Below are 12,591 nucleotides of genomic sequence, written 5' to 3'. Positions count from 1 at the left end.
GAACATGGGCGTAGCCTGTTGCGGAGAAGGCGCCACCTTCGAAGGCTTGTCGGCTGATTACAAGCGACGGCTTTGGATCGTCATTGCGATCAACGCCGCGATGTTCCTGGTGGAAATGGGAGCCGGCGCACTCGCCGGCTCGCAAGCGCTGCAGGCCGATGCTCTCGACTTTCTGGGCGACGCGGCGACCTACGGTATCAGCCTCGCGGTTATCGGTGCCTCCGTTCGGGTTCGGGCGCGTGCGGCCTTTGTAAAAGGCGTCAGCCTCACGCTGATGGGCTTGTGGGTGTTTGGAACGACCGGTTATCACGTGCTTGTGCTCGGTGTGCCCCGCGCCGAGATCATGGGCGTCATCGGCTTCCTGGCTCTCGCTGCCAACGTGGCTAGCGTCGTCATCCTCGTGCGCTACAAGGATGGCGACGCCAACGTGCGGTCCGTGTGGCTTTGCTCGCGTAACGATGCGATCGGCAACGTCGCCGTGATGCTCGCTGCGCTCGGCGTTTGGGCAACCGCGACCAAGTGGCCCGACCTGATCGTGGCCGCCATCATGGCGGGATTGTTCCTGTGGTCATCCGCTCAAATCCTGCGACAGGCGGTGTGTGAGCTCCGGACCGGGGAAATCTCGCTCCACACGCACGTGTCGCACACCCACGCGCCGCCGGAGTGGACCCGGCTGCGCGAGAGGTTTGCGGCCGCTACCCGTGTGTTTGTTACTGACACCCGCGTTAAGATCGCGGCATTGGCAGGCCTGGTCCTCCTCTGGTTCGCAAGCGGCTTCTTTACGATCCAGTCCGGGGAGATCGGCCTGCGCCTCCGGTTTGCTCGCATCGTCGCGGCCGATCTCGGCCCAGGCCTACACTACCGCCTGCCCTGGCCAATCGAGACGCACCGTCTCGTCGAAACCGAACGCACGCGGAGTGCAGAGCTCGGTTTCCGCAGTCAGGCGGACGAGAGCTTGATAACGCGCACACTCGCCCGCGAGCGGCTCACAGTAGGCGGCCCCTCCAATCCAGTGCCGGAGGCGATCAAGGCCAAGGGCTCCTGGTTCCAGCGTGAGGTGCTGGAGGGCGAGTCCTTCCTCCTGACCGGTGACGCCAACCTCATCGATCTTCGGTCAACCGTGCAGTACCGCGTCAAGGATCCAGTAGCCTACGTCACGAACCTGGCGGAGCCTGAGGCGCTCGTCCGGAGCGTTACTCGGGCAGCGCTGCGTAGCGTTATTGCCACTCAGCGAATCGACGCGGTGCTGACAAACGCCAGAGCCGAGGTTGAGGCGCGACTGCATGAGTTTGTTCAAGCGCGCCTAGACGGTCTGAACGCCGGCATCGCGCTCGTCTCGGTGCGCTTCGTCTACGTGCATTCGCCCCAGGAGGCACACGACGCCGAGCGGGACGTGGCTAGTGCACAGGAGGACAAGCTGCGCACGATCAACCGCGCCAAGGGGTTCGCCGCCGAGGAGGTAAACAAAGCGAAAGGGGAGGCCGCGGCGACGGTCGAGGGTGCCCTGGCCGTCCAAGAGGAACAGGTCCGCCGCGCTCGCGGCGAGGCGCTAGCGTTCAGCCTACAGGTCGAGGCGTTTCGGCAAGCGCCCGAATTGGCCGCATTCCGCTTGCAGATCGAGACGATCGAGGATGTGTTGCCGAAGGTGCACAAGCTTGTTCGGCCCAAGGCGGGTGCGATCAAAGACTTCGACCTTTGGCTCCTTGAGCCTCCGATAAGCGCGGGGGGCAACCGATGAAGGCAGCTCACTCTGGAGTTGGCAGAATGAGCCGCCCGGGCGGCAGACGGAGGGTAGCGCTCCGGGTGCTGACGCCTGCCGCTATCGCCGTGCTGGTGCTATCGGCTCTTGCGAGCCTCTTCACGTTAGATATCACTGAGCACGGGATGGTCACGCGCTTCGGCCGGATCGTGCAACTCGTTGACGAGCCGGGCCTAGGCTTCAAACTGCCTTTCGAGCGTGTGCAGCGGTTCGACAAGCGCCTCCTATACTTGAGCACTCGACCCGTTGAGTACGTCACGGCGGACAGGAAGAACGTGTCCGTTGCCACACTCGCTACCTGGCGCATCGCCGAACCGACGCGCTTCCTCGCGACGCTTGCCACGCGCGACGATGCAGAGCAGCGGCTTACGGAGGCTATCGTCGGTGAAGTCGGTGCAGTGCTCGGCCGCCATAGCTTCGCCTCCCTCATCGCGCCGCATGCTTCGGAGAACCGCTTCGGGGCGATAGTCGCGGAGGTACGAGCCGGTGTTCAGGCTCTTGTTGCGCCCGCCTACGGTATCGAGGTGATCGATCTCGGTCTGCGTGAACTCGCCCTGCCTCAGCAGAACCGGCAGAGCGTCTTCGAGCGGATGAAAGCGGAGCGGGCCCGCATCACCATGCAGCTGCGCTCCGACGGCAAGGCCGAGTCGAAGCGGATCATCGCCGAAGCTGATCGGCAGAAGGCACGCATCCTCGCCGAGGCCAACGAACATGCAAGGCAACTCGACGGCGAAGGCGACGCTGAGGCGATGCGTGTCTACGCGCGCGAGTTTGGCGCCGACCTACCCTTCTTCAAGCTCGTCCGCACGCTAGAGGCCTATGATCGTATACTCGACGACAAGACGACCCTATTCCTGCCGGCCGAGTCCGAACTCCTGCAGATGCTGAAGCCTAGCGCATCGGTCGCGCTGGATCCTAACCCGCCGCCCAAGGCTCGTCCCAGGAACGGTGAGACCGTGGGCGCTGGTGTCGAAGGTCAGCGGCCACCGTCACGCGGGGAATCGCCATGACGACCAGTCACGAACACGTGGTGCCGCAGGACCACACGGAAAGCGCCCCCAGACATCCGCGCTGGCGCGCGCACGCGCTCCGGGGAGGTATCGTCTTCTCGCTCCTGCTGATCGCGGCCTACTTCGCCACGGGCTTCCATCTCGTCGCAACGGACGAGCAAGCTTTGGCGCGCCGCCTCGGCGCGCCCCATGCCCGCCTGGGCCCCGGCATGCACTGGCGTTTCCCCTGGCCCATCGACCGGGTCGACGTGGTTAAGACCACAAGTGTCTCGAAAGTTGGCGTGGGCTTCGCTTTGCCCGAGGGCGAGCAGGAGGCCGTGATTGGGATGGAGCTGCTGACTGGGGACACGAACATCCTAAGCATCGCGCTCGTGCTACAATACGTGATACGCGATCCTGCCGACTTCCTGCTGCATGTCGAGGACACGAGAGCGCTGATCGGCGGGCTTTCCGAAAGTGTGCTCACCCAGATTTTGGCCGGCATGCCGGTGGATGAGGTCTTAACTACGGGCCGGCTTGCCATCCAGGATAGGGTGAAGATACGGACGCAGGAGCTCCTCGATGGCTACCGAAGCGGCGTTCAGATCACGGCTTCCAGCATCATGGCCATGACACTTGACGCGGCGGTGGCACAGGCCTTTCAAGACGTGGCGGACGCCATGGCCGATCGCGAGCGCTCACGCAACGAGGCGCGGGTCTATGCGGCCAACCTCCTGCCTAAGGCTCGCGGGGAGGCCCACACATTGGTCCAGGAAGCGAAGAGCCGGCGTGAGCAGCGCATCGCGCAAGCCATAGGCACGACCACCCGCCTCAAGGCTTTACAGCAAGAGTATGCAAAGGCCCCCGAGCTCACGCGCACCCGCCTCTATCTTGAAGCCATGGAGAAGGCTCTGCCCAGAGTGAAATCCTACATCCTGGGCACAGAGGACGGACAGGCCGCGCTCAACTTGCGAGTGAGAGGCCGGTAGATTCTGTCCAGCACAGCATCACGGGTGCTCTTTCGGCCGAGCTCTAGCCGCTCGACCAGAACCGGGCGAGCTGTGACTCCTGCCGCAGCTTCAGCGAGGCCTGCCAGGCAGCGGTTTAACAGCCTGAGTTCCTGATGCTTCCGCTTAGATATGCTGCGACGGTCTCGATGTGATCTTCTCTGATACGGCCTATCGCCGCGTGCCATCGGCGGACCAGATGATATTCAGGAAACGGGCCCGCTTGGGAAGAACCGTTGGATGTTCCTCCGGGTCAAACTCGGCCTTCCGATCCATCGAATTGGCCCTAAGTGCGTCTCCAATCATCCGAAAGCCGACGCGGGTTCACAAGGTTAACGGTTAGAGACTGACCAGCCTCATTAACCGAGGAGGTCATCATGACCGATGATGCGAGCACTAGCGAGTCCAAGCACGTCCCGTGGAACAAGGGAAAGATCGTGGGCGCGAAGCCGCCACTCCGCTCGAAGCACGTCTGGTCCATCCGGACGAAGCTCCAGGTCGAAGGCCGAATTCGCGATCTCGCGTTGTTCAACATTGCCATCGACAGCAAGCTTCGTGGGTGCGATGTGGTAGCCCTGAAAGTCGATGAAGTCGCGCCAAGCGGTTATGCGGCCGACAGGGCAAGCGTCCGCCAGAAGAAAACCGGGAGTACGCGGCTGTTGTCGGGTTGGCTAGCCGGTATAGGCTTGGATCCTCACCTGTTCGGAACGCATTCACTGCGTCGAACAAAGGCGACCCTCATCTATCGGCGCACAGGCAACTTGCGGGCCGTGCAGCTTCTTCTGCGGCATACGAAAATCGAGAGCACCGTCCGCTACTTGGGAATTGAGGTCGACGACGCGCTCGCAATAGCGGAACAAGTAGACGTCTGAACTTGGTGGGCAGAGCGGAAATGCTCTGCCCGTCCTTTACCGGCGGCTTGGGGCCAGAAGCCGACGAGTCCACGAGCAATGCAGAAGATGCGACTGTCATTCCGGCAGCCCAGCTTGGCGGAGAGCATCGGTCAGATGTTTACGATCGCTCGAAAGCCTGTACGCGTCCTTCAGCATAAAGCGCGAGATTGAGAACTCAGGCATGAGGTGAAGGATTTCGGCAGCATGATCTTTGGACCGATCAATATTGCCCGTCAAAGCATAGCAAGCCGCCAGGTATGTCTGCCCCCAATACATTGTACTTGGATACCGAGCAAAAGCCGCGATGGCGTCGTCATACCGGTGTGTCACGAAGTACGCTCTGCCCACCGCCCCCCAATACCATTTCGGAGCAAAGAAGGGATCGACGACTTTCGCTTCCTTCAAGTAAGCGATGCCTTTTTCGGATTCTCCGAGACGGACGTACAAGTCGCCTAAATTCGCCAAGACAGTCGGGCTGTTCGGGTTCAGCGCGCGCGCCCTAGCATAATAGTGCTCAGCGAGATCGTACGAATGGCGATACAAGTGCACAAAACCCAAAGCCCCCAGACACGTTTCCTGGCCATCGTCGAGTTCGACGGCCCGCTTCGCGAGCACTAGTGCTTGATCCAATGCGGCATTGGATCCACTCATGTCGACGTACCATTCGCGACAGACGGCAAACGCGAGCAGCGCATAAGCTTTTGCGTACCCGGGGTCGAGTTCGATAGCTCGGCTGAACAGACGGCGCGCTTCGGCCTCGCTAACGTCGTCGTATACGGGCAAGGCATCGCCGCGTAGCACACATTCGTATGCAACTAGGCTGGTAGGTGGCTTGCGTTTGGCACGATCAGCACGGTCGGCTTGCAGCCGTCCTACGAGAGTACCCACGATTGTCCGAACCACCTGATCCTGAACATCGAATAACTCTTCTAGAGGCCGATCAAATCGATCTGCCCACACATGGTGATTTGCTGACGCATCAATAAGTTGAGCAGTGATGCGAACGCGGCCTCCAAGCCGCCGGACGCTACCTTCCAATATGTATTGAACGCCAAGTTCTCGGCTGACGCGACCAAAATCAACATTTGGCCCGCGAAATTGGAACGAGGAATTGCGAGCCAGAACACGCAATTGTCGGAATCGTGACAGCTCGGTAATGATGTCATCACTGATACCGTCACAGAGGTATTGCTGTTCTTCTCCACTGCCCATGTTGTCAAAGGGCAGTACTGCGACCGAAGGCTTGTCTGTCGCAGTCTGGTCTACGGTTATTGCGACTGTCGGCGTGCCACTGATGCGATAAGCCCGCACCGGATCGGCGATGTTTTTCAGAGTTTGAGCGCCGATATCGTCGAACCCAACCTGGACCTTGTTCCTGACATAGTCATAGGCGTGGCCGGAGATCACGATGCCGCCCGGCTCGGCGAGGGTTTCGAGGCGCACGGCAATGTTGACCCCATCGCCAAAAATATCATCGTCTGCGATGATAATATCACCGACGTGAATGCCGATGCGGAGTTCGATCCGCTTGTCCCGCGGCACATCAATATTTCGTTCTGTCATGCAGCGTTGAATTTCATCGGCGCATCGCACGGCGTCGACCACACTGGCGAACTCAACGAGGGCGCCGTCGCCTGTATTCTTGACGATACGTCCGTGGTGCTCAGAGATTTTGGGATCGAAAAGCGTCTTTCTAAGAGCTTTCAGTTGCGCCAGCGTGCCTTCTTCGTCGATCCCTATCAATCGGCAAGAGCCCACGACATCTGCCGCCAGAATAGCCGCCAAACGCCGCTCCACGTGCTCACTGCTCACGACGTACCCCCGGGCTCGGGGAAAATAAATGTTTATATAGCAGGATTGTGGGCCGATGTCCGGCTATGCTCATGTCCGAAATGGGTCATTCGCGTCGATTTGGCATGTCCCCAGCATGTCCGGTTAGGGGTTAATCTCGGAAATGCCGATTGTCCGATTTTGCCAGGTGAAGGCATCGGTTCGGACGTGATTCAAGCGCTCAAATCGGGGCCTCGAATCATGCGGCATGAACTGACGCACTTTGAATGGGTTGCCATCAGGCCGTTCCTTCCGAACAAGCCGCGTGGCATTCCCCGTGTTGACGACCGGCGCCTCGCATCAATCCGAATTTGGTTGCGGGCTAATGGATCCGCGTCCTTGTTGCAGCTTCATCGTCGATGCAGCAAGTCAGCTTGCTGCTGCTTCGCGAACGCGCAGGCACGCGCGCGACGTGCCTTGGGGGTGTTCTTGCCGCGGGCTTGATGAATCGATATCCCCGCGCCGCCATTCGCGGATGACGAAGGGACGGCCATTGCCGCCTTCCAGCGAGACCAGCGCCTCGCGTATGAAGCGGGTACCGTCCGAGGCGCTGATATCCGCGCGGATGGTGATGCTGCCGCCTGTCGGCAGCCCTCGCTTGCCGGCCACCTGCTTCGGCGCGACATTCAGCAATCTGAGCGTAGCGGGAGAGGCGGCCTCGATGTCGGGCTCGGGCCGTCCGGAGCGAACCGTGACATGGCGAAGCGCTGTCCGGAACAGAAGGGGCGACATGCCGTCGATCTGGTCGAGCTGCATCACGGTCGTGAAGCGGGCTTCGGTAGGCCCGGCGCCTGGCGTGCTCTGCGCCTTGGGTTTGCGGAATTCGATGATCTGCGAGGCGATGCCGGTGCCTCGCGATGGATCGCCCGTGAGCGCGGTGAAGAACCGCGTCAGCGCGGCCGGGCTCGCGGTGTTCAGATCGATCTTCCCGGTCTCTTCCTCGATCGTGATGGTGGCGCGTTCGCCGCCGGGCAGCCAGCACCGCAGCGGAAAATTACTGGCTTGCTCGGGCGTCGGGGCCAGCGCCGTGGCAATTGCCAGGTTGACGGCGCTCTCCGCCGCCATCTCGGCGGCGGCCACCGAGGCATAGTTCGACGAGGTCTTGGTGCGGTAACGCGCGCCGACGATGACGGCCATTCCAAGCAGCGTAATCAGACCCAAGGTCCAGATCACGGCAACCAGCGCGAAACCCGATTGGCTGGCCTGGCGACGGGGCAGGGAAGGGCACTCCGGCCGGCCGGACGCGGGAAATCGGTTCGCTCGAGCTTTTGGCCGGTCTGCCACGTCGGGAAGCCTTTGGGACGGCCAGGCCGCCTGACCTTGCATGTTCGGCCGAAATTTACGCAGGAATGGCAAACAAAGCGTCAAAGCTTTGGTTAATCAAAACCTCCTAGAATCGCGCCGACGGAAAAACCTACGCCGAGCGCGCGAATGGCATTCGATATCCAGGAATTGTTGCGCCCGGCCGCGCCCTTGAGCCGGGCCACTGAACCGCCGGGGCCCAAGGACGCCGGCTTCGCCCAGGCGTTCTCCGACCTTCTGCTCGACAAGGACCTGGTCGATGCCGCCGCCATCAGCCGGGCGCGGCGGGCCGCGGAGGCGGCCTCCGAGCGCTTCGACCTCGTGCTGGTCAAGCTCGGACTGATTTCCGAGGCCGACCTCTGCCTCGCCTATGCCACCTATTGCGGCCTGCCGCTGATCGAGGCGGCGGATCTTCCGGCACGGCCCGTTCTGGCCGACCGCCTGCAGCTCGCCTTCCTCAAGACCAACCGGATCCTGCCGATCTCGTTCGACGGCCGGCGCCTGTTGGTCGCCACCGCCGATCCCTTCGTCGATGAGTCGGTCAAGGCCATCAGCTACATGCTCGACGTGCGCGTCGATCTCGCCGTGATCGCTCCGGCGGAAATCGAGCGCGCGTTGCGGACGCTGTATCAGGACGCGGCGCCCGAGATGCAGCCTGAGGAAACCGACGGCATCGCGCTTCCCGGCAATGACGGCAGCGAATTCGACGTCGAGCGCCTGCGCGACATCGCCAACGAAGCGCCGGTCATTCGGCTGGTGAATCAGATTATCGCGCGCGCCGTCGAACGCGGCGCTTCCGACGTGCACGTCGAACCGGGGCGCGATGCCGTCGCCGTTCGCTACCGTATCGACGGATTCCTGCAGCAGGAACGTCTCGTGCCCGCGCCGCTGCGGGCCGCGCTGACGACGCGCATGAAGATCATGGCCAAGCTTGATATTGCCGAGCGTCGGCTGCCGCAGGATGGCCGCATCAAGACCGTGGTGCGCGGCGTCGAGATCGACATCCGTGTCTCGACCTTGCCGACGGCGTTCGGCGAAAGCGTCGTGATGCGAATCCTCGATCGCACCCGGGTGGAGCTGGATTTCACCAAGCTCGGGCTCGACGGCAGGACGCAAGGATCTCTCCAGCGCCTGATGACGCTTCCGAATGGCATTATTCTCGTCACCGGCCCGACCGGCAGCGGCAAGACGACGACGCTTTATACTGCCCTAAAGGATCTCAATCGGCCTGAGCTGAAACTGTTCACGGTGGAAGATCCGATCGAATACCAGCTCTCCGGGATCAACCAGATCCAGGTCCAGCCGCAGATCGGTCTCGACTTCCCGACCGCGCTTCGCTCGATCCTGCGCCAGGACCCGGATATCGTCATGATCGGCGAAATCCGCGACCTCGAAACCGCGCGTATCGCGATCCAGGCGGCGCTGACCGGCCATCTGGTGTTTTCAACCCTGCACACCAACAGCGCGATTGCCGCGATCACGCGGCTGATCGACATCGGCCTGGAGCGTTACCTTCTCGCCTCGACAATCGCGGGCGTAATGGCGCAGCGCCTCGTCAGAAAGCTCTGCACTGTTTGCTCGCGACCGCACACGGACAGCGAACGGGCGCATGGCAAGCTCAAGATGGCGATCGCAGGCCATCCGCACGTGAGCTGGTCGCACAGCCGGGAGCCGGTTGGCTGCGAGGCCTGCGGCAACACCGGCTATAGCGGCCGCACCACGATATCGGAACTGTTGATCATCGACGACAGCATCCGCGAAGCGATCGGCCGGCGGAACCAGGATCAGCGCACGGTCGAGCAGCTCGCGCGCGAAGGAGGCTTTCACACGCTCTACGAGGATGGCCTCATCAAGGTCGGGGCCGGCGAGACTTCGCTCGAAGAAGTCCTTCGCGTCACCCGCGCGTCCTGAAGGGAGCACCGGCCTTGGCGACCTTTCACTACAAGGCTTACACGGCGCGAGGCGCGATCACGGCAGGAACGATCGTTGCTGAAGGCGTCGATGCGGCGATCGACGCGCTCTATGGCGCGGGGCTGACCCCGTTCGAAACCTATGGCGTCGCCGACCATGCGCCAGCACGCGCGCTCCAGCCATCCGCGTCACCGCAAGAGGCGGAGCAGTCGATCTGGAAGCGCGAGGTTGTTCAATCAAACCGCTTCAGCCTGAAGGAACTGACGGCCTTTACGGTCGAGCTGGCTTCGCTGATCAATTCCGGGCTGACGCTGGACGCTGCATTCCGCATCATCGCCGGGCCGGGCGCGGCGCCGAAAACCGCGCGTCTTGCCAACGGGCTGCTCAAGGACGTGCTGGCCGGATTGCAGCTTTCGGAAGCGATGGCGCAGCGACCGGACGTGTTTCCCTCGGACTACCGCGCCATTCTGGCCGCCGGCGAAGCCGGAGGGGTTACCGGGCAGGTGCTGACGCAGATCGCCGAACTGTTGACGCGCCGGCTCGAGATCCGCAACAAGATCACGTCGGCGCTGGTCTATCCGATGGTCCTGATCCTGATGTCGCTGGTCTCGGTCGTCGTCATCGTCTTCGTGCTGATACCGAGCATCTCGCCGATCTTTGTCGATGCCGGCCTTCCGCTGCCGGGTGTCCTGCATTTCTTCGAGGAAGTTCAGGACAACTGGCTGATCGTTCTGCTTGTGGCCGCACTTTGCGGCGCGGCGGGTTTCGTGGCGTGGGGCAGGGCGAAACAAAACCCCGAGATCATGCTCGGTGTAGATCGTTTGAAATGCTCGCTGCCAGTGGTTGGTCGGCTCGTGCAAAGCCGAGAAGCCGGCGGCTTTGCACGGGCGCTGGGCACGCTGCTCGTCGCACGGGTGCCGCTGATGTCCGCGATGCAGACCGCGCGGGCGCTCGTCACGAACCGGCACCTGAACGCGCTCTACGGGAGTGCCATCAAGCGCGTTCCGGAAGGTACGCCGCTGCACCGCGCTTTCGATAGCGACGGCCTGTTGCCACCCGCATCGCTTCGGCTCGTTGCCGTCGGCGAGGAGTCCGGTCAGCTCGGCCCCATGCTCATTCAGGTCGCCACCGTGATCGAGGCCGACCTGCAGCGGCGCATCGAACGCATGGTCGGCCTGCTGACGCCGGCGTTGACGCTTCTGATCGGCGGCAGCATCGGCGGGCTCATCATGCATGTGATGAGCGCGGTGCTGTCGATCAACAATCTCGCATTCCAATGAGGCGCCCCGCATCATCGTCAGCCGGGTTCACGCTGGCCGAACTGCTCGTGGTCATCGGCATCATCGCCCTTGTCCTTGCCGGCACGCTGTCCGCGAAGCCGAAGGCCGCGGCCACGCGTGTCGCGGTCACGGCCCGTTCCGTCACCGCAACGCTTCAGCTCGCCCGCGCGCAGGCGATGTCGAGCAATGCCGAAACGCTGTTCCGGATCGACGTCGAGAAAGGCCGGTTCGGCTTGCCGAACTCGATGCACGCGCTGCCGCGCGGAATGGCTGCCGCGGTGGTGGTGGCCGAGACGGAGCGTTCCGGCGACACGGGCGGCATCAGATTCTATCCGGACGGCCAGTCGTCCGGCGGCGAGATCGCGCTGACGCTGGACGGGCGGTCGGCGCGGATCGCCGTCAACTGGCTGACCGGCGAACCGCGGTTGATCCAGTGACGGGCGCGCGATCCAGACGGATGCTGGCGAGGCGCAAGGGCGAGCGCGGATTTGCGTTGCTCGAAATCCTCGTGGCCTTCGTCATCCTGGCGCTGGGGTTAGGCGCAATATCGACGGGCGTGGTGGTGGCGATGCGTTCCGATGCGCGCACGCAGGTCAATCGCACCGCGCTGCGGGTTGCGCAGTCCCGCCTCGAAGCCGCCGGCGTTTCCGAGATGCTCGTGCCGGGCACCCGCGAAGGCCTGGTCGCGAACAAATTCCGGTGGCGGCAGACCGTTACCGAAGTCCGTGTCGCCGGCGACACGCGTGCGCCGTCGGGCGCCCAGCCGGCCCCCGCAAGTGGTGCCCTGAAGTCGTTCTGGGTTGAAGTCGCCGTCGAGGCGCCAGACGGCGCCGCCACGAAACTTGCGGCGTTGAAGCTTGCGACAGAGGCGGGACAATGATGCGGGCGGTGAACAGCCGGCTGATCTCTCGCGTCGCTGCCCGCAGGAAGGGTGAGCAGGGGCTGACGCTGATCGAGTTGCTGCTGTCGCTTGCCATCCTCGCGATCTTGACCGGCTTTCTGGCCGGCGGATTGTCGATGGCACGGCGGGCCTTCGGCGCCGATCGCGCCGGCGAAATCGGAAGCGAAACCAGTGCCGCGATCCAGACCGTGGCGGCGCTGGTCGGGTCGGCGCTGCCGGTCCGGTTCGACGGAGCGGGCCCAAAGGACGCCATCGGGTTCGACGGCCGCGGCGAGGTGATCTCCTTCGTCGGCTTGAGCGAGGGGCGGTCGCTTCGGGGCGGGCCGCACAGGATCATGCTGCGGCGAAGCGGCAGCGATATCGTCGCGGACTTCGTCGCGCTCAACGGCGCCCGATCGAAGGAGAGCCCTGAACCATCGCCAACCCGCGTTGTGGTGCTCAGCGGCGTGCGCGACATCCGTCTCGGCTATTTCGGCACCACGGATCCAAAGGTAAAGCCAGCCTGGCGTGCGGACTGGCTGCGCGCCGAGCGGCTACCGGATCTGGTTTCGATCCGGATTGAATTTGAGGATGAGCGGCGCAACGAGCCCGCTGCTATCGTGGCGCTACGCCAAGGCTGATGCCTGACCAATTTTTCGAAAACATCGTGCCGGAACAACAAGATGAGCCGATAACTGAATGCAGTTAAAGCGGGCTGTGAGGCCGGCCGAAGCCTCACG

General features: G+C 62.8%; 11 protein-coding genes. 9 read left to right on the top strand and 2 right to left on the bottom strand.

Annotation, left to right across the window (positions count from 1 at the left end; genetic code table 11):
- Positions 1-4: 4 nt before the first annotated feature.
- The 4 genes from hflK (LMTR21_RS29645) (at position 5) to LMTR21_RS29630 (ending at position 4,627) form a co-directional block, all read left to right on the top strand.
- On the top strand, positions 5-1,738 hold the full coding sequence (hflK, locus tag LMTR21_RS29645) for an FtsH protease activity modulator HflK (RefSeq protein ID WP_148636026.1): 1,734 nt from the start codon (positions 5-7) through the stop codon (positions 1,736-1,738).
- A gap of 26 nt (positions 1,739-1,764) precedes the next feature.
- Positions 1,765-2,769, top strand: a complete 1,005-nt coding sequence (gene hflC, locus LMTR21_RS29640; protein WP_065755991.1) for a protease modulator HflC — start codon at positions 1,765-1,767, stop codon at positions 2,767-2,769.
- Entirely contained in the window at positions 2,766-3,737 is a 972-nt protein-coding gene (hflK, locus tag LMTR21_RS29635; protein ID WP_065755992.1) for an FtsH protease activity modulator HflK, read from the top strand. Before hflC ends, hflK (LMTR21_RS29635) begins: the two co-directional genes overlap by 4 nt.
- Positions 3,738-4,132: 395 nt before the next feature.
- Positions 4,133-4,627, top strand: coding sequence for a tyrosine-type recombinase/integrase (locus LMTR21_RS29630; protein ID WP_065755993.1), 495 nt, complete (start codon positions 4,133-4,135; stop codon positions 4,625-4,627).
- 96 nt (positions 4,628-4,723) lie between these two features.
- On the opposite strand, the gene LMTR21_RS29625 is transcribed toward LMTR21_RS29630, so the two are convergent.
- Together LMTR21_RS29625 and LMTR21_RS29620 are read right to left on the bottom strand one after the other, a co-directional pair.
- Positions 4,724-6,460, bottom strand: a complete 1,737-nt coding sequence (locus LMTR21_RS29625; RefSeq protein ID WP_141688604.1) for an adenylate/guanylate cyclase domain-containing protein — start codon at positions 6,458-6,460, stop codon at positions 4,724-4,726.
- A 387-nt stretch (positions 6,461-6,847) separates the two neighbouring features.
- A complete protein-coding gene (locus LMTR21_RS29620; RefSeq protein ID WP_187399225.1) occupies positions 6,848-7,639 on the bottom strand; it encodes a type II secretion system protein GspK in 792 nt (263 codons plus the stop codon).
- A 270-nt stretch (positions 7,640-7,909) separates the two neighbouring features.
- On the opposite strand from LMTR21_RS29620, the gene LMTR21_RS29615 reads away from it, so the two are divergent.
- Genes LMTR21_RS29615 through LMTR21_RS29595 form a run of 5 tightly spaced genes read left to right on the top strand, consistent with a single transcriptional unit; the run spans position 7,910 to position 12,492 of the window.
- A complete protein-coding gene (locus LMTR21_RS29615; protein WP_084030947.1) occupies positions 7,910-9,691 on the top strand; it encodes a GspE/PulE family protein in 1,782 nt (593 codons plus the stop codon).
- A 14-nt stretch (positions 9,692-9,705) separates the two neighbouring features.
- Positions 9,706-10,971, top strand: a complete 1,266-nt coding sequence (locus LMTR21_RS29610) for a type II secretion system F family protein (RefSeq protein ID WP_065755995.1) — start codon at positions 9,706-9,708, stop codon at positions 10,969-10,971.
- A complete protein-coding gene (locus LMTR21_RS29605; protein ID WP_065755996.1) occupies positions 10,968-11,408 on the top strand; it encodes a GspH/FimT family pseudopilin in 441 nt (146 codons plus the stop codon). The genes LMTR21_RS29610 and LMTR21_RS29605 overlap by 4 nt, the downstream gene beginning before the upstream one ends.
- Before the next feature lie 20 nt (positions 11,409-11,428).
- Positions 11,429-11,851 carry a type IV pilus modification PilV family protein gene (locus tag LMTR21_RS29600; protein WP_065755997.1) on the top strand — a complete coding sequence of 141 codons (423 nt, stop codon included), beginning with the start codon at positions 11,429-11,431 and terminating at the stop codon, positions 11,849-11,851.
- The gene (locus LMTR21_RS29595) at positions 11,848-12,492 is read left to right on the top strand and encodes a prepilin-type N-terminal cleavage/methylation domain-containing protein (protein WP_084030948.1); all 645 of its coding nucleotides are present in this window, start codon (positions 11,848-11,850) and stop codon (positions 12,490-12,492) included. The genes LMTR21_RS29600 and LMTR21_RS29595 overlap by 4 nt, the downstream gene beginning before the upstream one ends.
- Positions 12,493-12,591: the final 99 nt, after the last annotated feature.

This window comes from Bradyrhizobium paxllaeri, from assembly GCF_001693515.2.
In the GTDB taxonomy this organism is placed as follows: domain Bacteria; phylum Pseudomonadota; class Alphaproteobacteria; order Rhizobiales; family Xanthobacteraceae; genus Bradyrhizobium; species Bradyrhizobium paxllaeri.
This window is presented reverse-complemented; position numbering and strand designations above follow the sequence as displayed.

Bases quoted from the DNA above. Each gene is read 5' to 3' on its own strand.
- hflC (WP_065755991.1), top strand. From the start codon at position 1,765: ATGAGCCGCCCGGGCGGCAGACGGAGGGTAGCGCTCCGGGTGCTGACG.
- LMTR21_RS29615 (WP_084030947.1), top strand. From the start codon at position 7,910: ATGGCATTCGATATCCAGGAATTGTTGCGCCCGGCCGCGCCCTTGAGC.
- hflK (WP_148636026.1), top strand. From the start codon at position 5: ATGGGCGTAGCCTGTTGCGGAGAAGGCGCCACCTTCGAAGGCTTGTCG.
- LMTR21_RS29630 (WP_065755993.1), top strand. From the start codon at position 4,133: ATGACCGATGATGCGAGCACTAGCGAGTCCAAGCACGTCCCGTGGAAC.
- hflK (WP_065755992.1), top strand. From the start codon at position 2,766: ATGACGACCAGTCACGAACACGTGGTGCCGCAGGACCACACGGAAAGC.
- LMTR21_RS29600 (WP_065755997.1), top strand. From the start codon at position 11,429: ATGCTGGCGAGGCGCAAGGGCGAGCGCGGATTTGCGTTGCTCGAAATC.
- LMTR21_RS29605 (WP_065755996.1), top strand. From the start codon at position 10,968: ATGAGGCGCCCCGCATCATCGTCAGCCGGGTTCACGCTGGCCGAACTG.
- LMTR21_RS29595 (WP_084030948.1), top strand. From the start codon at position 11,848: ATGATGCGGGCGGTGAACAGCCGGCTGATCTCTCGCGTCGCTGCCCGC.